Origin of the sequence: Pseudomonas bubulae, from assembly GCF_037023725.1 — a bacterium.
Taxonomy (GTDB): domain Bacteria; phylum Pseudomonadota; class Gammaproteobacteria; order Pseudomonadales; family Pseudomonadaceae; genus Aquipseudomonas; species Aquipseudomonas bubulae.
Genome location: NZ_CP146077.1, coordinates 2,526,660 through 2,548,053, shown reverse-complemented (window position 1 = coordinate 2,548,053; position 21,394 = coordinate 2,526,660). Strand labels below are relative to the sequence as shown.

At 60.1% G+C, this 21,394-nt stretch carries 19 protein-coding genes and 1 pseudogene; 11 read left to right on the top strand and 9 right to left on the bottom strand.

The genetic code is table 11. The features are described 5' to 3' along the window. Positions 1 to 5: 5 nt before the first annotated feature. From V6L81_RS11785 to V6L81_RS11770, 4 genes are read left to right on the top strand one after another with little or no spacing between them, the layout of a single operon-like run. Positions 6 to 947 (top strand): metal ABC transporter substrate-binding protein, encoded by a 942-nt coding sequence (locus V6L81_RS11785; protein WP_095032205.1) that lies wholly within the window; start codon positions 6 to 8, stop codon positions 945 to 947. Continuing rightward, positions 944 to 1,699: a metal ABC transporter ATP-binding protein gene (locus tag V6L81_RS11780; protein ID WP_095018971.1), complete on the top strand. Its 756-nt coding sequence runs from the start codon at positions 944 to 946 to the stop codon at positions 1,697 to 1,699. Before V6L81_RS11785 ends, V6L81_RS11780 begins: the two co-directional genes overlap by 4 nt. Continuing rightward, positions 1,696 to 2,595, top strand: a complete 900-nt coding sequence (locus V6L81_RS11775; RefSeq protein ID WP_095018972.1) for a metal ABC transporter permease — start codon at positions 1,696 to 1,698, stop codon at positions 2,593 to 2,595. The genes V6L81_RS11780 and V6L81_RS11775 overlap by 4 nt, the downstream gene beginning before the upstream one ends. After that, the gene (locus V6L81_RS11770; protein ID WP_338659940.1) at positions 2,596 to 3,483 is read left to right on the top strand and encodes a metal ABC transporter solute-binding protein, Zn/Mn family; all 888 of its coding nucleotides are present in this window, start codon (positions 2,596 to 2,598) and stop codon (positions 3,481 to 3,483) included. 36 nt (positions 3,484 to 3,519) lie between these two features. Here the strand turns inward: V6L81_RS11770 and lipA are convergent, their stop codons facing one another. The 7 genes and pseudogenes from lipA to V6L81_RS11735 form a co-directional block, all read right to left on the bottom strand. Continuing rightward, positions 3,520 to 4,497 (bottom strand): lipoyl synthase, encoded by a 978-nt coding sequence (gene lipA / locus V6L81_RS11765; protein WP_169916647.1) that lies wholly within the window; start codon positions 4,495 to 4,497, stop codon positions 3,520 to 3,522. A 25-nt stretch (positions 4,498 to 4,522) separates the two neighbouring features. After that, positions 4,523 to 5,776, bottom strand: a complete 1,254-nt coding sequence (gene glyA, locus V6L81_RS11760; protein ID WP_153326524.1) for a serine hydroxymethyltransferase — start codon at positions 5,774 to 5,776, stop codon at positions 4,523 to 4,525. Positions 5,777 to 5,825: 49 nt separating this feature from the next. Next, entirely contained in the window at positions 5,826 to 6,203 is a 378-nt protein-coding gene (gene gcvH, locus V6L81_RS11755) for a glycine cleavage system protein GcvH (protein ID WP_095002731.1), read from the bottom strand. A gap of 424 nt (positions 6,204 to 6,627) precedes the next feature. Then, positions 6,628 to 8,156 (bottom strand): annotated as a pseudogene (locus tag V6L81_RS11750) (sigma 54-interacting transcriptional regulator). Between the two features lie 85 nt (positions 8,157 to 8,241). After that, on the bottom strand, positions 8,242 to 9,651 hold the full coding sequence (gene cycA, locus V6L81_RS11745) for a D-serine/D-alanine/glycine transporter (RefSeq protein WP_095002733.1): 1,410 nt from the start codon (positions 9,649 to 9,651) through the stop codon (positions 8,242 to 8,244). A gap of 392 nt (positions 9,652 to 10,043) precedes the next feature. Then, positions 10,044 to 11,369 (bottom strand): ATP-binding protein, encoded by a 1,326-nt coding sequence (locus V6L81_RS11740; protein WP_338659939.1) that lies wholly within the window; start codon positions 11,367 to 11,369, stop codon positions 10,044 to 10,046. After that, complete coding sequence (locus V6L81_RS11735; protein ID WP_095002735.1) at positions 11,366 to 12,049, bottom strand: response regulator; 684 nt, start codon at positions 12,047 to 12,049, stop codon at positions 11,366 to 11,368. Before V6L81_RS11735 ends, V6L81_RS11740 begins: the two co-directional genes overlap by 4 nt. A 182-nt stretch (positions 12,050 to 12,231) precedes the next feature. Between V6L81_RS11735 and V6L81_RS11730 the strand changes: the two genes are divergently transcribed. The 5 genes from V6L81_RS11730 to V6L81_RS11710 all read left to right on the top strand — a co-directional run bounded on the left by V6L81_RS11730 (position 12,232) and on the right by V6L81_RS11710 (position 17,489). Continuing rightward, positions 12,232 to 13,275: a hypothetical protein gene (locus V6L81_RS11730; protein ID WP_338659938.1), complete on the top strand. Its 1,044-nt coding sequence runs from the start codon at positions 12,232 to 12,234 to the stop codon at positions 13,273 to 13,275. Positions 13,276 to 13,368: 93 nt separating this feature from the next. Beyond that, the gene (gene dsbD / locus V6L81_RS11725; protein WP_338659937.1) at positions 13,369 to 15,111 is read left to right on the top strand and encodes a protein-disulfide reductase DsbD; all 1,743 of its coding nucleotides are present in this window, start codon (positions 13,369 to 13,371) and stop codon (positions 15,109 to 15,111) included. Next, the gene (locus tag V6L81_RS11720) at positions 15,112 to 15,984 is read left to right on the top strand and encodes a TlpA disulfide reductase family protein (protein WP_095002738.1); all 873 of its coding nucleotides are present in this window, start codon (positions 15,112 to 15,114) and stop codon (positions 15,982 to 15,984) included. It abuts the gene before it with no gap. Continuing rightward, complete coding sequence (gene dsbG / locus V6L81_RS11715) at positions 15,963 to 16,736, top strand: thiol:disulfide interchange protein DsbG (protein WP_095002739.1); 774 nt, start codon at positions 15,963 to 15,965, stop codon at positions 16,734 to 16,736. The genes V6L81_RS11720 and dsbG overlap by 22 nt, the downstream gene beginning before the upstream one ends. A 204-nt stretch (positions 16,737 to 16,940) precedes the next feature. Beyond that, positions 16,941 to 17,489, top strand: a complete 549-nt coding sequence (locus tag V6L81_RS11710; protein WP_095002740.1) for an RNA polymerase factor sigma-70 — start codon at positions 16,941 to 16,943, stop codon at positions 17,487 to 17,489. A gap of 21 nt (positions 17,490 to 17,510) precedes the next feature. Here the strand turns inward: V6L81_RS11710 and V6L81_RS11705 are convergent, their stop codons facing one another. Beyond that, positions 17,511 to 18,302 carry an ABC transporter substrate-binding protein gene (locus V6L81_RS11705; RefSeq protein ID WP_095018980.1) on the bottom strand — a complete coding sequence of 264 codons (792 nt, stop codon included), beginning with the start codon at positions 18,300 to 18,302 and terminating at the stop codon, positions 17,511 to 17,513. 189 nt (positions 18,303 to 18,491) lie between these two features. On the opposite strand from V6L81_RS11705, the gene V6L81_RS11700 reads away from it, so the two are divergent. Both V6L81_RS11700 and V6L81_RS11695 read left to right on the top strand, forming a co-directional pair. Next, positions 18,492 to 19,034 carry an exonuclease domain-containing protein gene (locus V6L81_RS11700; RefSeq protein ID WP_095002742.1) on the top strand — a complete coding sequence of 181 codons (543 nt, stop codon included), beginning with the start codon at positions 18,492 to 18,494 and terminating at the stop codon, positions 19,032 to 19,034. Between the two features lie 79 nt (positions 19,035 to 19,113). Continuing rightward, positions 19,114 to 19,395 carry a pyrimidine/purine nucleoside phosphorylase gene (locus tag V6L81_RS11695; protein WP_016780320.1) on the top strand — a complete coding sequence of 94 codons (282 nt, stop codon included), beginning with the start codon at positions 19,114 to 19,116 and terminating at the stop codon, positions 19,393 to 19,395. A 123-nt stretch (positions 19,396 to 19,518) separates the two neighbouring features. On the opposite strand, the gene V6L81_RS11690 is transcribed toward V6L81_RS11695, so the two are convergent. After that, positions 19,519 to 21,276, bottom strand: coding sequence for an ABC transporter transmembrane domain-containing protein (locus tag V6L81_RS11690; protein WP_133144955.1), 1,758 nt, complete (start codon positions 21,274 to 21,276; stop codon positions 19,519 to 19,521). Between the last annotated feature and the right edge of the window lie 118 nt (positions 21,277 to 21,394).

Here is a 21,394-nt window from a genome sequence, read left to right as displayed (position 1 = left end):
TCGCCATGTCGATTTCATCTGTATTGCGCCGCCGCACCCTGTTGCTGGCCAGCCTGTTCGCCCTTTGCCTGCCTCCCCTGGTCAGCGCCGACACCGCGCCCGCGCCCCTGGCCAAGCCGCTGCGTATCGGCATCACCCTGCACCCTTACTACAGCTATGTGAAAAACATCGTCGGTGACAGGGCTGAAGTGGTGCCGCTGATTCCGGCCGGGTTCAACCCGCACGCCTACGAGCCCCGCGCTGAAGACATCAAGCGCATCGGCACCCTGGATGTCATCGTGCTCAATGGTGTGGGCCATGATGACTTCGCCGACCGCATGATCGAGGCCAGCGAAAAACCGCAGATCCCGGTGATCGAGGCCAACCAGAACGTACCGCTGCTGGCCGCCACGGGTAACGCGGCACGGGGTGCAGGCAAGGTGGTCAATCCGCATACCTTTCTGTCCATCAGCGCCTCGATCGCTCAGGTCAACAACATTGCCCGTGAACTGGGCAAGCTCGACCCGGCCAACGCCAAGGCTTACACCGCCAATGCCCGCGCCTACGGCAAACGCCTGCGCCAGATGCGCGCAGATGCCCTGGCCAAACTGACCCAGGCGCCCAATGCCGACCTGCGCGTAGCCACGGTGCACGCGGCTTACGACTATCTGCTGCGCGAGTTTGGCCTGGAAGTGACGGCTGTGGTCGAACCTGCCCACGGTATCGAGCCCAGCCCCAGCCAACTGAAGAAAACCATCGACCAATTGCGCGAACTGGATGTGAAGGTGATCTTCTCCGAGATGGATTTCCCGTCCACTTACGTCGACACCATCCAGCGCGAGTCAGGGGTCAGGCTGTACCCGCTGTCGCACATTTCCTACGGTGACTACAGCGCCGACAAGTACGAAAAAGAAATGACCGGCAACCTCAATACCGTGGTCCGGGCAATCCAGGAGGCCGGCGCATGACCGCCGCCGAACGCCTCTGCGTCACGGCCTGCGGGCCGGGGGTCGAATTTGACCAGGTGTCGCTGACCCTGGGGCGCACGCCCATTCTCGATCATGTCAGCTTCAGCATCCGCCCTGGCAGTGTGCATGCCCTGGTAGGGCCCAACGGCGGCGGTAAAAGTTCGCTGATCAAGACGCTATTGGGGCAAATGCCCCATCAGGGTCGCCTGTGCCTGAACTGGCCCGGTGAGCCGGGGCTAATCGGTTATGTGCCCCAGGCACTGGAATTCGACCGTGGCCTGCCGATGACCGTCGATGACTTTATGGCCGCCATGTGCCAGCGTCGCCCGGCCTTTATGGGCTTGTCGCGCAAGGTCGCCCCGGCCATCGGCGAAGCGCTGGAACGGGTGGGCATGCAAGACAAACGCAAGCGGCGCATGGGCGCGCTGTCCGGCGGTGAACGCCAGCGGGTGCTGCTGGCCCAGGGGCTGATCCCGGCACCGCAATTGCTGGTGCTGGATGAACCCATGTCAGCCCTGGACGAAGCCGGTGCCCAGGTGTTTGAGCGGCTGCTGACAGACTGGCGCCGGGCCGGGGTCACGGTGGTGTGGATCGAACACGACCTGGCCGCCGTCAAGCGCCTGGCCGAGCGTGTCACCGGGCTCAACCGCCAGGTGCTGTTCGACGGGGCGCCGGAGCAAACCCTGAGCCCGGAACGTTTGCTCACGCTGTTTTCGACCCATCCCAAGGCTCACGGGAGCGCCCTTTCATGAGTTACGAAGCCTTCCGCTTGCTAGTCCAGGGCTGGGCGTCTGCCGGTTATCTGCCAGAAGTACTGGCGTATGGCTTTGTGGTCAACGCCCTGCTCGCAGGCTTGCTGATCGGCCCCGTGCTGGGTGGCCTGGGCACCCTGGTAGTGGTCAAGCGTTTTGCGTTTTTTTCCGAGGCCGTGGGCCATGCCGCACTGACCGGCGTGGCCATCGGCATCCTGCTCGGCGAACCCTACACCGGCCCCTATGGCAGCTTGTTCGGCTACTGCCTGCTGTTCGGGATTTCGCTCAATTACCTGCGCAACCGCACCGGGCTGGCACCGGATACGCTGATCGGAGTGTTCCTCTCGGTGTCGCTGGCCCTGGGCGCGAGCCTGCTGCTGATTCTGGCCGGCAAGATCAACGTGCACATCCTCGAAAACGTGCTGTTCGGTTCGGTATTGACGGTCAACGGTAACGACCTGCTGGTACTGGCCGTGGTCGGCGCGCTGGTGCTGGGCCTCAGCTTGCCGCTGTACAACCGCATCATGCTGGCCAGCTTCAACCCGCAACTGGCCGCTGTACGCGGGGTGGCCGTGAAGGCGCTGGATTACCTGTTCGTGATTCTGGTGACGCTGATCACCGTCGCCGCCGTTAAAGTTATCGGCGCGATTCTGGTCGGCGCCCTGCTGGTGATTCCTGCGGCGGCGGCACGATTGCTCAGCCAGTCGCTGAAGGGGTTTTTCTGGATCTCGGTGCTGATCGCCACCGTCAGCACCCTGTGCGGCATTCTGCTGCCCATCGTGTTTGACCTGCCGATCCCGTCCGGTGCCGCGATCATTCTGATGGCCGGCATCGCCTTCGCCCTCGCCGCCATCGCCCGTGGCGTGGTGCCCAGCCTGAAAGGGAATATTGGATAAATGTTCACTCTGCGCAAACTGACCCTCGCCCTGGCCCTCACCGGTCTGTTGAGCACCCCGGTGCTGGCCGAAACCACCGTACTGGCCAGCCTGCCGATTACCTTTGGGTTGAGCGAACTGCTGCTCAAGGACAGCGGCGTGAAACTGCAACGGGCAGCACCGGCCAACCTGCCGGGCAGCCGCCAGAGCGCCTATTTCAGCAGCCGTGGTGCGCCGGCCCTGCACTCGCTGGCCACAAAAGCCGATGCGGTGATCGGCCTGCGCTCCGTGTGGAGCGACGATCCGCTGTACCCGATGGCGCGGCGCAGCAATATCCGCATTGTTGAAGTGGACTCAGCGCGGCCGGTGGACGGCAGCCTGCCGGGCATTGCCGTGCAACCAGGTGTTCATGTCGATGGTCTCAATAGCCAACCGTGGCTGACCAGCAACAATATGGGGCGCATGGCGGATGTGATCGCTGCCGATCTGGTGCGCTTGGCACCGGATGCCAAGCCGCAGATCGAAGCCAATCTGGCGAGCCTCAAGCAGCGCCTGCTCAAGCTCAGCGCCGACAGCGAAGCGCAGTTGGCCCAGGCGGACAACTTGAGTGTGGTGAGCCTGTCCGACCGATTGGATTACCTGATTGGCGGGTTGAATCTGGAGCGGGTCGAGGTCAATCACAAGGGTGATGAAACCTGGACACCGGAATCACTGCAAGGGTTGACCCAAACCCTGAAAAACAATGAAGTGGCGTTGGTGCTGGACCATCGCCAGCCTTCAGCCGAGGTACAAAAAGCCATTGCCGAGGGTGGCAGCAAGCTGGTGGTAATCGGTGCCGATGGCACCGATCCCGTGACTGAGTTGCAGGGCAACATTGAAGCGATCATCAAGGCTCTTGTTCAGAAGTAAACCCTGTACTTGTGGGAGCGGGCTTGTGGCACCCGGCTAAGCCGATGTGCCTCCCTGCACCTGTTTATCCGCATGATAGGACGAGCGCACCAACGGCCCCGAGGCGACGTTTTTGAAGCCCATGCGCAACCCTTCTTCGGCAAACCAGGCGAAGGTGTCAGGGTGCACAAACCTCTGTACCGCCAGGTGGCTGCGCGAAGGTTGCAGGTACTGGCCCAGGGTCAGCATGTCGACCTCATGCTCGCGCATGCACCGCATCACTTCGATCACCTCTTCGTCCGTCTCGCCCAGCCCCAGCATCAGCCCCGACTTCGTCGGCACATGGGGCACCCGGTGTTTGAAGTTCTGCAGCAAATCCAGTGACCACCCGAAATCCGACCCCGGGCGTGCGGCTTTATACAGTCGCGGTACGGTTTCCAGGTTGTGGTTGAACACATCGGGGGGCTCCTGCGCAGTGATCGCCAGCGCCACATCCATGCGCCCGCGATAGTCGGGCACCAGGGTTTCCAGTTGCACACCGGGCGACAGCTTGCGGATTTCACGCAGGCAATCGACAAAGTGCTGCGCGCCGCCGTCGCGCAAGTCATCACGGTCCACCGAAGTGATCACCACATACTTGAGGCCCAGGTCGGCAATGGCAATCGCCAGGTTTTTCGGCTCGTCCCTGTCCAGAGGCTTGGGCCGGCCGTGCCCCACGTCGCAGAACGGGCAGCGCCGGGTGCAGATATCACCCATGATCATAAAGGTCGCTGTACCGCCCGAAAAACACTCGCCCAGGTTTGGACAGGCCGCTTCTTCGCACACACTGTGCAGCTTGTGCTTACGCAGCAGCGCCTTGACCCGTGCCACCTCGGGCGAGGTGGCAATGGGCACGCGGATCCACTCTGGCTTGCGCGGGATTTCTTCGGTGGGCAGGATCTTCACCGGGATACGCGCCACCTTCTCGGCTCCCCGCAGTTTTACCCCGGTCTGCAAGGGCTGCGGGCGGCTGGCAACAGGCAATGGTGCATTCATGACTTGGCTCCACACGGGTATGCATTCAGGCCGAATACACTGGAAACAGTGCGCACAGCTCGCCGACCTGACGGGCAACCCGGGCCTCGATCGCCGCATCGCCCGGATGGTCGAGGATGTCGCAGATCCAGGTGGCCAGCGCACGGCACTCGGGTATCTGCAAGCCACGGGTGGTCACCGCCGGGGTGCCGATACGCAGGCCCGAGGTCACGAACGGTGACTGCGGATCGTTGGGCACAGCGTTTTTGTTGACAGTGATATGGGCACGGCCCAGTGCTGCGTCGGCATCCTTGCCGGTAATGCCCTGGCGGATCAGGCTGACCAGAAACAGGTGGTTGTCGGTGCCGCCGGAAACCACGTCATAGCCGCGCTGCTTGAACACTTCAGCCATGGCCTGGGCATTCTTGATCACCTGGAACTGGTAGTCCCTGAAGCCTGGTTGCAGCGCCTCCTTGAAGCACACCGCCTTGGCAGCGATTACATGCATCAGAGGGCCGCCCTGCCCGCCGGGGAATACTGCCGAGTTGAGTTTTTTCTCCAGATCGGCATCAGCCCTGGCCAGAATCAGCCCGCCCCGCGGCCCGCGCAGGGTCTTGTGGGTGGTGGTGGTGACCACATCGGCGTAAGGCAGCGGGTTGGGGTACAAACCGACCGCCACCAGCCCGGCGACATGGGCCATGTCCACAAACAGATACGCCCCGACCTTGTCGGCAATGGCACGAAAACGCGGGAAATCCAGGGTCTTGGAGTAGGCCGAGAACCCGGCCACGATCATTTTGGGCCGATGCTCCAGGGCCAGGCGTTCGACCTCGTCATAGTCGATCAGGCCATTGGCGTCGGTGCCGTATTGCACCGCGTTGTACAGTTTGCCCGATGAACTGACTTTGGCTCCATGAGTCAGGTGGCCGCCGTGAGCCAGGCTCATGCCCAGAAGAGTGTCGCCTGCTTGCAGCAACGCCAGGTATACCGCCGCGTTGGCTTGTGAACCGGAGTGCGGCTGGACGTTGGCATAGCCTGCGCCGAATAGTTGTTTGGCGCGGTCGATGGCCAGTTGTTCGACCACATCAACGTGCTCACAGCCGCCGTAATAACGCTTGCCCGGGTAGCCTTCGGCGTATTTGTTGGTCAGCTCGGTGCCCTGGGCTTGCATTACTTGCGGGCTGGTGTAGTTCTCCGAGGCGATCAGCTCGATATGCTCTTCCTGACGTTGCGCCTCGCGGGTAATGGCGTCGAACAGGGCGGGGTCGAAATCGGACAGGGTCAGGCTTTTATGGAACATGAGGGATTTCCTTTTTATTAGAGATTCAAGCAATGCCTGCGCGGCGATATCAGCCGTTTTCGGCAACAAAGGCGTCATAGGCCTGCTGGTCGAGCAGATCGTTGAAAGCCGACATGTCTTCGATGCAAATACGAAAGAACCAGCCTTCGCCCATGGGTGAGGCATTGACCAGTGCCGGGTCATCGGCCAGAGCCTGGTTAACGGCCACCACCTCTCCGGTGAGCGGCATGGTGATAGTGCTGGCTGCCTTGACCGACTCCAGCACGGCCACTTCGTGACCTGCCTCGAACGCCCCCAGCTCGGGTACCTGCACAAACACCACATCACCCAGTGCCTGCTGGGCAAAGTCGGTAATGCCAACGGTCAAATGGCCCGATGCTTCCAGGCGCAGCCATTCGTGTTCAGGAGTAAAACGCAGAGTGCTCATGGACTTTTCTCTTGTTATCAATGTGTCCTGGTGCAGGACGAACAGACGCAACTGACAGGACAAGAGCAAAGGCAATGCCAAGTTTTAAAAAACCTTTAAAATCAATAACTTAAATAAAAAAGAACGCATTGTGACGAAAGCAGTGGAGTGAAACTGCTCCAGCTCTGGAGAGGGTCTGGCGGGTTGATCCCGCAAGGGCGGGGTCAGGATGGGTACGGAGCGAAATCATTCCACTGGAGCAGAATCACACCACTCGAACCAACGTACGCTGCGCGCACTGAATGCAGCCGCTGAGGAGCTCAGCGGCTACAGGAAAAACTGCAACTGTGGGAGCGAGCCTGCTCGCGAAGGTCGTTCGCGAGCAGGCTCGCTCCCACAATAGGGCTTGATCTACAACAGAGTATCTACAGTTCAGCGGTGCGGGTTACGAACGCGAGGTTATGCCGTATTTACGCAACCGCTGGCCAATGGCGGTATGCGACGTCTGCAGCCTGGAGGCCAACTGCCGGGTCGATGGATAGGCCACGTAGTAACGCTCCAGCAAGGTTTTTTCAAAGCCTTGCACGCCGCTTCCAGGCTGGTCACTTCTTCGCTGGCCGCCTTTTGGCCGGTCAGCTCGGTACCCGCCAGTTCCAGATCCCCACAATCAATCACATCGCCCTCGCTGGTGGCTGCCGCGCGGAAGATGACGTTTTGCAGTTGCCGAACATTGCCCGCCCAGCGATTGCCCAGCAACAGCGGATGGGTCGCCACAGCCAGTTGACAGGGCGAGCGGTGAATCTGTTCGCAGGCCTGGCGCAGAAAGTGTTCGGCCAACAGCAGAATGTCCATGCCACGGTCGCGCAACGGTGGCACCAGCAAATTGAGGACGTTAAGACGGTAATACAGATCCTCACGGAAAGTCCCCTCCCTCACCATGCGCTCCAGGTCGCGGTGGGTCGCGCAGAGCACCCGCACATTGACCCGCACTTCGCGCTCGCCGCCGATACGTCGAAAGCAGCCGTCGCTGAGAAACCGCAGCAGCTTGGCTTGCAGGTACGGAGACATCTCCCCCACCTCATCGAGAAACACCGTGCCACGGTCTGCCAATTCCAGCAGCCCCGGCTTGCCGCCACGCTGGGCACCGGTAAAGGCCCCGGCGGCATAGCCGAACAACTCGCTTTCGGCCAGGCTCTCGGGCAGCGCTGCACAGTTCAAGGCCAGGAACGACGCATCGCGGCGGGCACTCATGGCATGACAGGCGTGGGCCACCAGTTCCTTGCCGGTGCCGGTTTCGCCCTGGATCAGCAGCGGCGCATCCAGGCTCGCCACTTTGTGCAGCCGCGTCTTGAGTTCTTCCAGCACAAGTGACTTGCCGAGCAATGCCTCCAGCCCTTCAGCCGGGTCGCGCAACAAGGACGCCAGCCGCTCGCCGATACGGCTCGGCGGATACAGGGTCAACAGCCCGCCCACCAGAACATCCCTGCCGCCGCTGATGGGCGTGGCATCGAGCAGCAGGTCGCGACCCTTGAAATTCACTTCGCACATGGGCAGGCGAAAGCCTTTATCGATCAGGGTACGGGCCAGGTCAGGGGCCGCGAACAGATTCGACAACGGCTCACCGGTGGGGTCGCTGCCATAAAGATCCGTCAGCCCGGGGTTGGCCAGCAGTACGCAGCCGTCGGGATCCACCGCCATCACCGGGTCGCTCATGGCGGCCAGCAAGGCCTCCAGTTGCAGGCGGCGGCGCTGGCCCGGGAGGATGTCCACCAGGTCCACAGCCTGCACCCCTGCTACCCCCAGCAAGGCGTGGTGGAGTTCCTCCAGCACTTTTTGCGACAGAGTGGGTGCATCGATATAGACATTCGGCGGGCTCATCTCCACCGCGTCCAGGTTGAGATTGCGCGCGCCCAGCAGCATCAGGATTTCCTGGGTGATGCCGACGCGGTCTTTGAAGGTAACGTGAATTCGCATGGCCTGGCACTCCCTGACAGCAAACAACGAGGGGCGGCACGCCCTGTGCCGCCCCCCGGGCAGAATCAATGTCGTGAAGCGGCCATCAGTCGGTCTGGCAAGCCAGGTCCGCAGCCTCCTGCTTGTTGCGCAGCACCGTGCGATAGCCCAGGCCCAGCACCACAAACCACACCGGCACCATGTACAGCGCCTGGCGAGTGTCATCTTCCAGCGCCAGCAAAGTCAGGATAAACACGAAGAAGGTCAGGCACACCCAGACCATGAACTTGCCACCCGGCATTTTGTACTTCGAGGCACGGTGCAGGTGATCGCGCTTTTTACGATAGGCCAGGTAGGACAGCAGGATCATGGTCCACACAAACATGAACAAGGTGGCCGATACCGTGGTGATCAGGGTGAAGGCCTCCATCAGGTTGGGCACCACATAAATCACCAGCGCGCCCGCCAGCAGACAGATGCAGGAGAAGATCAGGCCATTGGACGGTACCGCACGGCTCGACAGGTTCTTGAACTTGCTCGGCGCGTCGCCATCCATTGCCAGACCGAACAGCATGCGGCTGGTGGAGAACACACCGCTGTTGGCCGAAGACGCTGCCGAGGTCAACACCACGAAATTGATGATGCCTGCGGCTGCGGGCAAACCGGCGAGCATGAACAGCTCAACGAACGGGCTTTTGTCAGCCACCACATCACGCCACGGGGTGACCGCCAGGATCGCAATCAGCGCAAACACGTAGAACATGATGATACGCAGCGGAATCGAGTTGATCGCCCGCGGCAGGTTGCGCTCCGGGTTTTTGGTCTCCGCCGCAGTGGTGCCCACCAGCTCGATGCCGACAAAGGCAAACACGGCAATCTGGAAACCGGCGAAAAAGCCCATCAGCCCATGGGGGAACATGCCGCCGTCATTCCACAGGTTGGCCAGCGATGCCGAATTGCCGGTGGGTGACTGAAACGCCGTGGTCACCATATACAGCCCGGTGCAGACCAGTGCGCAAATGGCCACGATCTTGATCATGGCAAACCAGAACTCCAGTTCGCCGAACATCTTCACCGTGATCAGGTTCAGTGACAGCAGCAACGCGACGCAGCCGATGGCAGGCAGCCATAACGGGATATCGGGGAACCAGAAATGGGTATAGCCGGAGATCGCGATCACATCGGCAATGCCGGTCACAATCCAGCAGAACCAGTAGGTCCAGCCGGTGAAGTATCCGGCCATGGGGCCCAGCAGGTCTGCGGAGAAGTCGATAAAGGATTTGTACTTGAGGTTGGACAGCAACAGCTCGCCCATGGCACGCATCACGAAAAACAACATAAAGCCGATGATCATGTAGACGAAGATGATCGAGGGACCGGCGAGGCTGATGGTCTTGCCCGAGCCCATGAACAGACCGGTACCGATGGCCCCGCCAATGGCGATCAGCTGGATATGGCGATTGGACAGGCTGCGTTGCAGCTCCGGTTCCTGGGTATCAGGTCGGTGATTTTGCATGAATCATCCTCTTTATTGTTCTTGTACGGGGTCCCTGGACCAGATAAACATCATGTTTACCCAGAGCGGACAAAGGGACATGAGCACGTTCTGTGCCAGCACCGTACAAGAGGTCAAGCGGGCCGTTTATGCGCCGTGGAGTCTGTTTGTGTGTAATGGAATCACTCCACAAATAAGCGTTTGCGGGTGGTTCATTGGAGCGCGGGTACTGTAAACCATGGTCCGACTGAAGTTGTAACGAAATCAGTACATTGGAGCGTATTCGTACCGTGGGCGGCCGAAAGTCGCTCTTATTGTGGGAGCGGGCTTACTCGCGATGGCATCACCTCAAACGACCTGCAAGACCCCGTTGCCTGTATCGCGAGCAAGCCCGCTCCCACAGGGGATGCGCCTCAAGCGCTCCTTTTCAACGGCATGCGCAATTCAACCCGCAAACCATCGGGCTTGCTGTCGAATCTCAGTTCACAGCGGCAACGCTCGACAATCGCCTGAACAATCGCCAGGCCCAGGCCGCAGCCGTTGCTGTTGCCATTGCGCCAGAAGCGCTGGGTCATGTGTTGCAGGGTTTCGGCAGGGATACCGGGGCCGTGGTCACGGACCTGGTATTTAACCTGTGAACCTTCAACGGCCACGGTCAACTCCACCCGGGTGCCCGCCGGGGTATGACGCAAGGCGTTGTCCAGCAAGTTGCGCAGCGCAGCGATGGCCAGTACCGAAGGCACTTCGAGCGCCGTGTCCGGCAGGTCGGGCGGCAGCTGCAGGCAGATACGCTCACCATCGCCAGCCGCCGCATCGTGCACCGCGAAATGCGCCACCTGTGCGGCCGAACAATTGACCCCGTCGTCAAACGACAGGCTGCCCTCGACCCGCGCCAGCAACAGCAATTGCTCCAGGGTGCGGTGCAGGCGGTCGGCACCGGCCTCGGCATGGGCCAGTGACTGTTCGCGGGCCTCGCCGTCGGTCATGCGCGCCACTTGCAGGTGGGTCTTGATCGCGGTCAGCGGGCTGCGCAGCTCGTGGGCCGCATCGCCGGTCAGGCGACGTTCACGCTCGATGGTCTTGGCGATACGGGCAAACAGCTGATTCTGTGAGTCGAGCAGCGGTTTCAGTTCGCCGGGCAACGGTGAAATGTGCAACGGCTGCAACGAATCGGCATCACGCCGCATCAGGGCATCGCGCATGCGGTTGAGTGGCGCCAGCCCCTGGCCGATCCCCAGCCACAGCAGCAGCAAACAGACGATCAATGCCATGCCCACCGGCACCGAGGCCGCCAGCAGCACCGACAGGTTCAAGGCCTCGCGCTCGACCTGGCGATCGGCCGTGGTGATACGCACATCGCCACGGTCCAGGGTGAAAGTGCGCCAGGTCGCGCCATCGATGACCTGATCATGAAAACCCGCCGCCAGGGATTGCATCGGCTGGTCAGGGTTGTTGTGGCTGCGGGCCAGAACCTCGCCGCGCAGCGAACTGACCTGGCAGGCCATGCCGCCGGGGATGGTCAGTTGCTCGGCACTGAAATGGGTGCCCTCGCCCTTGACCGGCAATTGCGGCAGCTGCTCCAGCAACCCGGCGACCATGCGAGCCGAGGCCACCAGGCGCTGGTCGAGGGAGAACATCATCTGCTGACGCAGGTCGCTGAGCATCCAGGCCGCAGCCAGAGCCCACACCAGCACAAACGCCGAACCGATGGTCAGGCTCAGACGCAGACGCAAGCTCATCGTGCTTCGGACTCTGCGCTGTCGGCCGGGCCCAGGCGATAGCCCAGGCCACGCACGGTCTCAACGATACCGTTACCCAATTTGCGTCGCAGATGATGGATATGCACGTTCAAGGCGTTGCTTTCCAGCTCGTCGCCAAAACCATAGATGCTGTCCTTGAGTTGCTCGCTGGACAGCACCCGTCCACGGTTGTGCAGCAAGGCTTGCAGCAGCGCCTGCTCGCGACGGGACAAGTCCACCGGCTGGCCGCCCAGAAGGGTCACGCGGCTGCTGGGGTCGTAGGTCAGGCTGCCATGTTCGATCAGGTTGACGCTGCGCCCGGCCACCCTGCGCAACAAGGTATGCAGGCGGGCAGCGAGTTCACGCAGGTCGAAGGGCTTGAGCAGGTAGTCATCGGCACCGGCCTGCAGGCCGTCGACACGGTCGGTGACCGAGTCACGGGCGGTCAGGATCAGCACCGGCAATTCAAGGCCCTGCTGGCGCAACTGCTGCAGCAGCTTGAGACCATCTTCATCAGGCAGGCCCAGGTCGAGCACCATGACGTCGAACTCGGCAGCCTTGAGCATGGCCCGTGCTGCGGCGGCGGTACTCACATGCTCAACCGTCAGCCCCTGTGCCGTCAGCCCGGCCTTGATGCCGCTGGCAATCAGTTCGTCGTCTTCGCAAACCAGTACATGCATGCTGATACCCGCGTAAATAAGCCGATTAAAAGGTCATGGGATTAAGGCCCGATTATGCCTGGGCAAACCGTGGCTCGTGGCACTGTGCGCGGTGCGGACAATGCCTATTTATGTAACGCACTCGCACTCCAATCCATCCCTAATCTGGAGATCGCCTCGCCAACAACCTGAAGGAACTTCACATGCTGGCATCCAGTGATGAGTTTTCGTGGCTCTTCGAAGGGCTCCCCACCTACACCACACTTCATCAAAAAGGCATGCGTCTTTACGACCTTGGCGCCTTTGAACATGCCCGGCAGTTTTTGCAATTACCCGCGACGGTGGGCGATGCCGAGGCTCAGTTTGCACTGGCCAGCATCATCGAGCATAGCCCTACTGAAATCTCGTCCCAGATCACCACGCTCAGGCGACAAATTGCAGGGATAACGCAAATCAGTCGCCAGAAAGAGCATCACTGGCACCTGGTAACACAGGCCTCACAGATGATCGAAAGACTGCAGATCACCCTCAAGGCGCAGTATATGCCCCTCTACGAGGCTGCCGCGGAGCACGGCAATATTGACGCAATGCTGCGTCTGGGTGGTGATGCGTGGAACGCAAAAGTGCGCGCACAGCTCGAAAGCGGCTTGCGAGTCCATACCCCCGAAGCACTGCTGGACATGTATGCCTTGACCAGGGATCTGAACTGGCTAAAGCATTCGGCGGCATCAGGACATGCCATCGCTCAATACTTGCTGGCAACCCTCTACGATAAAAACCCAACAATGCTGGCCAGCGCCGAGGATCCCCAAGAAGTCATCTATGAACTGATCAGCAGCTCAGCCTATGGTGGATATCCTCCTGCCATGAACTGGTTTGCGAACCGCATTGAAAACCGCCGGAACTTTGCGCTTATTCAACACTGGATACTCAAGGAAGCCCAGGCCGGCAGCATCAATGCTGTCCAGCAATATGGCCTGGCCCTGACCGGCATGAACAGCGATGGCACCCATAACGATATCGTCAGCGGTTTCGAAGCCGATTACACAGGGGGGTATGCCCTGTTATGGCTGGTCAACCAGGTAAAGGGCCGGGGGAGCAATCCCTATAATATCCAGGACAAACTCCATCATCTTGAGTCGGAGCTGGGCCCGGCCCAAGTCATTACTGCCAAAGAGATTGCCCATGAGTGGCGTGAGCACTACCCGCTGCTGTCCGAATTCCGCCTGCGCGCCTGCTTGCTCTAAGCCCTCAACCGGCTTGAACCTCTCGCGTATTAACACTCGGTTAATCAACGCCCGCCAAGGTGTGGCGTATCCGTACACTCCAAGGTTGGGCGCATGTCTCGTTTGTTTTTCTTTCTCCTGCTGCTGGTCGCCGGTTTTAGCCAGGCGCATGCCAGTGAAGATCCGTTTGCACAAAAGCCGGATTTCCTTCCGGTCGCCAAGGCGTTTGTGTTCAGCAGCGAAGATCTGCCCTCTGGTGAAACCCGCCTGCAGTGGAAAATAGCCGACAAGTACTATTTGTATCAAAAACGCTTCAAGTTTGACGGGCTGGATGCCGCACACACACCCGAGTTGCCTAAAGGGCTGGAACACAGCGATGAGTTTTTTGGCGCCACAGAGGTGTATCGCGACAACGTTGCGCTAGTGATTCCGGCAGGTGCCAGCGGTCAGGTCAAGGTCAGCTGGCAAGGCTGCGCCGATGCCGGCCTGTGCTATCCGCCACAAAGCCGGACCATCGATTTGGGCGGCATGCAGTCTGCCGCAGCGCAGGGTCAGGCCCAGGACCAGTCGCTGGCGGCCACCTTGCAGCAGCGCTCCCTGGGCTGGAGCCTGCTGCTGTTCTTCGGCCTGGGCCTGCTGCTGGCCTTTACGCCTTGCTCGCTGCCCATGCTGCCGATTCTGGCCGGGCTGGTGGTGGGCAGTGGCGCCACGGCCGGGCGCGGTTTTGCCGTGGCCGGCAGTTATGTGATCAGCATGGCGCTGGTGTATGCCGGGCTGGGCGTGCTGGCGGCCCTGCTCGGCGCCAACTTGCAGGCGTTGCTGCAACAACCCTGGTTGCTGGGTAGTTTTGCTGCCCTGTTCGTAGTGCTGGCACTGCCGATGTTCGGTTTTTTTGAACTGCAACTGCCTGCCGGCCTGCGTGACCGCCTGGAAAGCGCCGGGCGTGGCCGCAAGGGCGGCAGCTTGCTGGGTGCGGGTATTCTGGGTGCCCTCTCTGGCCTGCTGGTGGGCCCCTGCATGACCGCACCGCTGGCCGGTGCCCTGTTGTATATCGCGCAAAGCGGCAACGCCGTTGAAGGTGCCCTGGTGCTGTTTGTGATGGGCCTGGGCATTGGTATGCCGTTGTTGCTGCTGGTCACCGTGGGCAGCCGTTTCCTGCCCAAGCCAGGTGCGTGGATGAACCTGATGAAAGGCCTGTTCGGCTTTTTGTTCCTGGGTACTGCGCTGTTGCTGGTACGCCCGATCCTCGATGAATCCTTGTGGGTCGGTTTGTGGGGCGTGCTGCTGGTCGTTCTGGCGTCCAGCCTGTGGCAACAGGCACAGGCATTCCTTCGCGCCAAACCGCTGTTCCGCCCGCTCAGCCTGCTGGCCGGCCTGTGGGGCAGCCTGTTGCTGGTGGGAGCGGCCGGGGGCGGGACCGAGCTGTGGCAACCGCTGCAGGTGTATACCGCCACAACCGTGGCGGGGAGCACGACAAACTCCGTCCATGACGCCTTTATCACCCTCAAGGACCCGGCCAGCCTGGACCGCGAGCTGGCAGATGCCAAGGCAGCAGGCCAATGGGTGATGCTCGACTACTACGCCGACTGGTGCGTGTCATGCAAGGTCATGGAGAAGCAGGTATTTGCCAAACCCCAGGTGATGGATGCCCTGCAAGGCGTGCGCCTGTTGCGTCTTGACGTGACCGCCGATAATGTCGCCAGCCGCGAGCTGCTCAGCCGCTATCAAGTACCCGGCCCGCCCAGTTTTGTCTGGATCGGCCCCAATGGTGTTGAGCGGCGCGGACAACGCATCACTGGCGAAGTCAACGCCCAGACCTTTTTGAATAACTGGAACGCCACTCGGGAACTCCTCTAAATGCTGACCCTGACCATCGGTTCGTTTGCGCTGGCCATCAACCACTTGCTGCTGATACTGGCCCTTGCCCTGGCGACACTGGTGGGGTGGCGTGTGGCCAAACGCGGTGGAGAAAACCCCGAATCAGTGCTGTTCAGCCTGTTCTTACTGGGTTTGCTGAGCGCACGCATCGGCTTTGTGCTCAGCTACTGGCGCTACTTCAAGGACGACCCGCTGCAAATTCTCGACCTGCGCGATGGCGGTTTTTTACTGTGGCCGGGGTTGGTGGCGGTACTGCTGGGTGGGCTTATCTGGGGCTGGCGCCGCGCCGGTTTGCGTCGCCCGCTGGGTTGGGGGTTGGCCAGCGGGCTGGCGTTCTGGCTGCTGGCCAGCCTGTCGTCCAGCCTTTACGAAAAAGGCACGCGCCTGCCGGAAATGGTATTGCGCAATGCCAATGGCGAGTCGGTGCAGTTGAGCAGCTATCAGGGCGGCCCGCTGGTGATCAATCTGTGGGCCACCTGGTGCCCGCCGTGCCGGCGCGAAATGCCGGTGCTGCAAAACGCCCAGCATCAACATCAAAACGTGACCTTCCTGTTCGTCAATCAGGGCGAGAGCATGCAGAGCGTCAGCACCTTCCTTGAAACCCAGGGTCTGAACCTCAGCAACGTGCTGTTCGACAGCGGCGGCCAGTTGGCACAAAAAGTCGGTTCGATGGCCCTGCCGACTACGCTGTTCTACAGCGCTGATGGTCGACTGCTGGGCAGTCATTTGGGCGAGCTGTCAAAAGCCAGTCTGGCCCGGGCCATGGAGCCTTTCAATCTGAACCATTCAATGTCGGCCCAACAGGTCGACCCTGCAAGGAATGAGCAAAAATGTTTAACCGCAAACTGCTAACCCTGGGCATGGCCTCCCTGCTGGGAGCTGCGCTCCTGCAATCGCCTGTATTGCAGGCAGAAGAGCTGCCGCCGGCGATCAAGAAGATTGAAGCCAAGGGTGCAAAAATCATTGGCAGCTTCGATGCTCCCGGCGGCTTGCGTGGCTATGCCGCCCAGTACCAGAACCGTGGCATGGCGCTGTACCTGACCCAGGACGGTAACGTTCTGGTGGGTAATCTGTATGATGCCGACGGCAAAGACCTGAGCCTGGCGCCGCTGCAAAAGCTGGTGTACGAGCCGATGGCCAAGCAGGTCTGGGGCGAAATGGAGAAGAGCAACTGGATTGCCGACGGCAAGGCGGATGCACCGCGTATCGTGTACTTGTTCAGCGACCCCAACTGCCCGTACTGCAACATGTTCTGGGAGCAGGCCCGCCCTTGGGTTGACTCGGGCAAAGTGCAATTGCGCCATATCATGGTGGGCATCATCCGCGAAGACAGCCCGGCCAAATCTGCCGCCCTGCTGGCCGCCAAGGACCCGCAGCAAGCCCTGCACGAACACGAAAAAGCCGGCAAGGCCAGTAGCCTCAAGCCCCTGGCCAAAATCCCGGCTGACATTCAAGCCAAGCTCGATGCCAATGCCAAGTTGATGGAAGAGCTGGACGTGGCCGCCACCCCGGCCATTTTCTACCAGGACGCACAAGGCAACCTGCAACAGCAGCAAGGCGCGCCATCGCCGGAGAAACTGGTCCAGATCCTGGGGCCCAAGTAAAACCCGAGGGCTGCGATCGCGCTACAAAGCGTTCGCAGCCCACGCCGATGCTGGCGTGAGCCATGTCTCAGTTCACCACCTGCAGCGCTATTAATTCTATTTCTCAATTGACAATCATTATCATTAAGCCTAGCTTGTGAACAGCTGTGTAGGACGCCTCCCACGAAGAGGTCCTCACTCACTCATTCGCAGCAGGTGATCTCCATGACGGAACCAATGTCCACAGGCAAGTGCGACTCACCCCTACTTCAAGCCTTTGTTGATAACCGACTGGTCCTGGTCAAAATCGCAGCCCGCATAACGGGCTGCCGATACCGGGCTGAAGATGTGGTTCAGGATGCCTTCTTCCGTTTGCAGTCCGCGCCGCAGATCACTTCATCGTTCAAGGCACAACTGAGCTACCTGTTCCAGATCGTGCGTAACCTGGCAATTGACCACTACCGCAAGCAGGCGCTGGAGCAAAAATACTCCGGCACCGAAGAAGAAGGCATGAACGTGGTGATCCACGGCGCCTCCCCGGAAACCTCGCTGATCAATTTCTCGACACTGGAACATATCGCGGTGGCACTCACCGAGCTGCCAAGCCGTACCCGTTATGCCTTCGAGATGTATCGCCTGCATGGCGTACAGCAAAAAGATATTGCCAAGGAACTGGGCGTATCTCCCACCCTGGTCAACTTCATGATCCGCGATGCCCTGATCCATTGCCGCGCAGTGTCGGGCACCCACGCAGATACCTACGCGCGGCGTTGATACAACCGGGCTTGCACCTTCCTACATCTCAACCACGGCAATTTTGTAAGGCGCAAAAATCGCCTTCAACTGGCCGTTGTCGCGCAGCTTTTGCAGCATTTGTGCAAACTGCTGACTCTGGATCGGTGCCTGTGGCCGCAGCAGGGCGAAGTGACGATAAGTCTGGTCGATACGCTCTGACACCATCACCTGCGCCTTGGCCTGCGGGTCGCAGCCCAGCATGTCGATCAGGTTGGAACGTGTCATCAAGGCAATATCCGCCCGCCCCCTCAAGACCATCAATAAATTGCTTTCGTGGGAATAGGTCAGGGTTGCGCCGAAGGTCTCGGTGAGAAATTTCGGCGAGGCGTTGAACCCGGCAAAAGCATAGTGATAGCCGCTGTACAGGGCGAGGCGCTTGCCCTTGAGGTCATCAAAATAGCCTTGTTCACGGTCAGGATGCTGCCGGGCAACAAACACTTCAGCGTCTTCCAGGCCCATATCAACTGCAGCATAGGAGAACGCCTGCCAGCCCCAGGCCGGGTTCTCGAACATCAGCATGTCCACCCGCCCACGCTCGAAGTCACGCACACGCCGGGCAATGGAACTGGGCACAAGGACAAAGCGGTAGTCGCCTTGCAACTGGTTGAGGGCTGCAAGCAGTTGCGACAACAGGCCCGTGTCGGTGCCGCGCTCGGGACGTACGATATAAGGCGGAAAGTGCGCAGCTCCAACCCTGATTTCCTGAATCGCCCACACCGGTGCCAGCCAGCCCATTCCCAGGGTCAGCAACAGGCTGTGGGCCAATTGAATTGGCGAACACTTCAAAACCATACACACCTGACGCCGTTCATGGCTGGAACTTATTGATCGACACACGACCTGAGATCGGGCACGCACACCATTAAAGCGCATATAGACTAGCAAGCAAGGGGTCGACTGGCCCACTACAAAATAAGCACCGTGCTCAGTGTTTTAGCTACGCTCCAACTTCAACGCCGATGCTGTTAAAGGAAGCTGCACATGCCTCACTGGCTGGTAATTGACCTGGAAGCCACTACCGATGATGGCGGCTGGCCCCTGGAGGAAATGGAAGTGATCGAAATCGGCGCCAGCGTGGTCACCCGCGCAGGTCGTGAGGTGGATCATTTTCAGCGATTTATTCGCCCGCAACGTCGTCCGCTGTTGACCCCTTTCTGTCGGCAACTGACCCGCATCACCCAGGCCAAGATTGATGCCGCTGCATCGATGCCTTTGGTTTGGGAGCAATTTGAACGCTGGCTCGGCCAGCACCTGCCCAAGCTTGAAGGCTGGGCCAGCTGGGGCGATTACGACCGAAAACAACTGGAACAGGAATGGCAGCACAAACAACTGCACAGCGCCCTGCAGCAATTGCCGCATATGAACCTCAAGCAGCAATTTGCCAGGGCCCGCCAGTTAAAGCAGCCGCTGGGCCTGAACAGCGCGTTGCAACTGGCCGGAATGCAATTCAATGGTCAACAGCACCGGGCCCTGGAAGATGCCCGTAATACTGCGCGTTTATTGCCCCTGGTGCTCAAGGGGTGACGGCCATAAAAGGGCGTGACGGGATAAAACCGCTTCTGCATACTGGCCAGCCCTTTTTAGCCCATTCCGAGGAATCGCCATGTTTAAAGTCAACGAATACTTCGACGGCACCGTCAAGTCGATTGCCTTCGCCCAAACCGAAGGCAAGGCCACCATTGGCGTCATGGCTGCAGGTGAATACGAGTTCGGCACCGCCGAGCGTGAAATCATGCACGTGGTCTCGGGCGAGCTGAGCGTCAAGTTGCCGGGCAGCAGCGAATATGAAACCTTCAAGACCGGCAGCCAGTTCAACGTGCCGGCCAACAGCAAGTTTCAGCTCAAGGTCGCAGTGGATACCGCCTACCTGTGTGAGTACCGCTAAATCTCCCTCTGGCAGCAACTGTCTTGATGCTGCCATGTGGGAGCGGGCTTGCTCGCGATACAGACGACCCGGTCTGTCTGTTGAATCGCGTTGATGCCATCGCGAGCAAGCCCGCTCCCACAGCTACACCCCTACGTTGAACTGCAACGCCGCCAACCGTGCATACAGCGGGTTGGCGGCGATTAATTGGGCATGGGTGCCGATGGCGACCAGCTTGCCCTGATCCATTACCGCGATACGATCAGCGTTTTGCACGGTGGCCAGACGGTGGGCAATCACCAGTGTGGTACGGCCTTGCATCAGGCTCGGCAAAGCCTGCTGGATCAGATGCTCGCTTTGGGCATCCAGGGCACTGGTGGCCTCGTCCAGCAACAGGATCGGCGCATCCACCAGCAACGCCCGGGCAATCGCCAGACGCTGGCGCTGACCGCCCGACAAGCCCAGGCCACCATCACCCAAGTGAGTTTTATAGCCCTCAGGCATTTGCAGGATAAAGTCGTGGGCGTGGGCAATTCGCGCCGCCGCTTCGACTTGCTCATCGCTGGCAGCAGCATTGCCATAACGGATGTTGTCTTCAATGGTGCCGAAAAACAGCGCAGGTGTTTGCGCCACCAGGGCAAAACAACGACGCAGGTCTTGCGGGTCAAGCTGAGTGATCGGCTGCCCTTCAAGCAGGATTTGCCCTTGTTGCGGATCGTAAAAGCGCAGCAACAAGTCGAACAATGTTGACTTGCCCGCCCCGGAAGGGCCGACCAGCGCCAGGGTTTCTCCCGCATTGATCGTCAGGCTCAGGCCATCGATCGCATGGCTTTCGGGCCGTGAAGGGTAAGAAAAGCGCAAGTTTTCAAGCTGCAAATTGCCCTTCACCCGTGCGGGTAACACGCGCAAATCCGTGCTCGGTGGCAGGATCAAGCTTTTCGCCTGCAACAGCTCGGCAATTCGCTCGGCCGCGCCCGCCGCCTGTTGCAACTCGCCAATCACTTCGCTCAGGGTGCCAAATGCGCTGCCCACCACCAGGCTGTAAAACACAAAGGCGGCCAGCTCGCCGCCGGTGATGCGCCCGGCGATCACGTCCATGCCGCCGACCCACAGCATCACCCCCACGGCGCCCAGCACCAGCAAGATCACCAGCGTGATCAACCACGCCCGTTGCAGGATGCGTTTGCGGGCAGTGGCAAACGCCTGCTCCACGGTACTGGCAAAGCGTTGCTGGTCTTGCTGTTGATGGTTATAAGCCTGCACCGTCTTGATCTGGCCCAGGGCCTCGGCGACATAACTGCCGACATCAGCGATACGGTCCTGGCTCTGGCGCGACAGACTGCGCACCCGGCGACCAAAAAACAGGATGGGCACCAGCACCAGTGGCAAGGCCACCACCACGATACTGGTGAGCTTGGGGTTGGTGACAAACAACAGCACCACGCCGCCGATCACCATCAGGCTGTTGCGCAGGAACAACGACAGCGATGAACCGATCACCGACTGCAGCAAGGTCGTATCCGTGGTCAGCCGCGACTGGATTTCCGAGCTGCGGTTGTTCTCGTAGAACCCCGGGTGCAGACCGATCAGGTGATTGAACACCTGGCGCCGAATATCGGCGACCACCCGTTCACCGATCCATGACACCAGGTAAAAGCGCACGAAAGTGCCCACTGACAAGCCCAGCACCAGCAACAGAAAAAAGCCGATGGACTGGTTTAGCAAATGCGCTGACTGGGTCATGAAACCCTTGTCGACCAATAGACGGATGCCCTGCCCCATCGACAAGGTAATACCCGCCGTAACAATCAGCGCCAGCAGGGCGCCAAGAGCCTGCCAACGATAGGGTGCAATAAAATGCGCTGCCAGACGAATGGCGCGGCGATGACGGGAAGAAAGCATGGGAGGGTATCCGCAGTGTGGATCAGCGTAAAAAGCCTTACACAGCCTACAACGAAGTTCGCCTAAAACCGGTAAATCTTTCTCACTCGTTTTGAATATGACCTGTCACCACAAACCC

Bases quoted from the DNA above. Each gene is read 5' to 3' on its own strand.
- V6L81_RS11785 (WP_095032205.1), top strand. From the start codon at position 6: ATGTCGATTTCATCTGTATTGCGCCGCCGCACCCTGTTGCTGGCCAGC.
- V6L81_RS11780 (WP_095018971.1), top strand. From the start codon at position 944: ATGACCGCCGCCGAACGCCTCTGCGTCACGGCCTGCGGGCCGGGGGTC.
- V6L81_RS11775 (WP_095018972.1), top strand. From the start codon at position 1,696: ATGAGTTACGAAGCCTTCCGCTTGCTAGTCCAGGGCTGGGCGTCTGCC.
- V6L81_RS11770 (WP_338659940.1), top strand. From the start codon at position 2,596: ATGTTCACTCTGCGCAAACTGACCCTCGCCCTGGCCCTCACCGGTCTG.
- lipA (WP_169916647.1), bottom strand. From the start codon at position 4,497: ATGAATGCACCATTGCCTGTTGCCAGCCGCCCGCAGCCCTTGCAGACC.
- glyA (WP_153326524.1), bottom strand. From the start codon at position 5,776: ATGTTCCATAAAAGCCTGACCCTGTCCGATTTCGACCCCGCCCTGTTC.
- gcvH (WP_095002731.1), bottom strand. From the start codon at position 6,203: ATGAGCACTCTGCGTTTTACTCCTGAACACGAATGGCTGCGCCTGGAA.
- cycA (WP_095002733.1), bottom strand. From the start codon at position 9,651: ATGCAAAATCACCGACCTGATACCCAGGAACCGGAGCTGCAACGCAGC.
- V6L81_RS11740 (WP_338659939.1), bottom strand. From the start codon at position 11,369: ATGAGCTTGCGTCTGCGTCTGAGCCTGACCATCGGTTCGGCGTTTGTG.
- V6L81_RS11735 (WP_095002735.1), bottom strand. From the start codon at position 12,049: ATGCATGTACTGGTTTGCGAAGACGACGAACTGATTGCCAGCGGCATC.
- V6L81_RS11730 (WP_338659938.1), top strand. From the start codon at position 12,232: ATGCTGGCATCCAGTGATGAGTTTTCGTGGCTCTTCGAAGGGCTCCCC.
- dsbD (WP_338659937.1), top strand. From the start codon at position 13,369: ATGTCTCGTTTGTTTTTCTTTCTCCTGCTGCTGGTCGCCGGTTTTAGC.
- V6L81_RS11720 (WP_095002738.1), top strand. From the start codon at position 15,112: ATGCTGACCCTGACCATCGGTTCGTTTGCGCTGGCCATCAACCACTTG.
- dsbG (WP_095002739.1), top strand. From the start codon at position 15,963: ATGTTTAACCGCAAACTGCTAACCCTGGGCATGGCCTCCCTGCTGGGA.
- V6L81_RS11710 (WP_095002740.1), top strand. From the start codon at position 16,941: ATGACGGAACCAATGTCCACAGGCAAGTGCGACTCACCCCTACTTCAA.
- V6L81_RS11705 (WP_095018980.1), bottom strand. From the start codon at position 18,302: ATGGTTTTGAAGTGTTCGCCAATTCAATTGGCCCACAGCCTGTTGCTG.
- V6L81_RS11700 (WP_095002742.1), top strand. From the start codon at position 18,492: ATGCCTCACTGGCTGGTAATTGACCTGGAAGCCACTACCGATGATGGC.
- V6L81_RS11695 (WP_016780320.1), top strand. From the start codon at position 19,114: ATGTTTAAAGTCAACGAATACTTCGACGGCACCGTCAAGTCGATTGCC.
- V6L81_RS11690 (WP_133144955.1), bottom strand. From the start codon at position 21,276: ATGCTTTCTTCCCGTCATCGCCGCGCCATTCGTCTGGCAGCGCATTTT.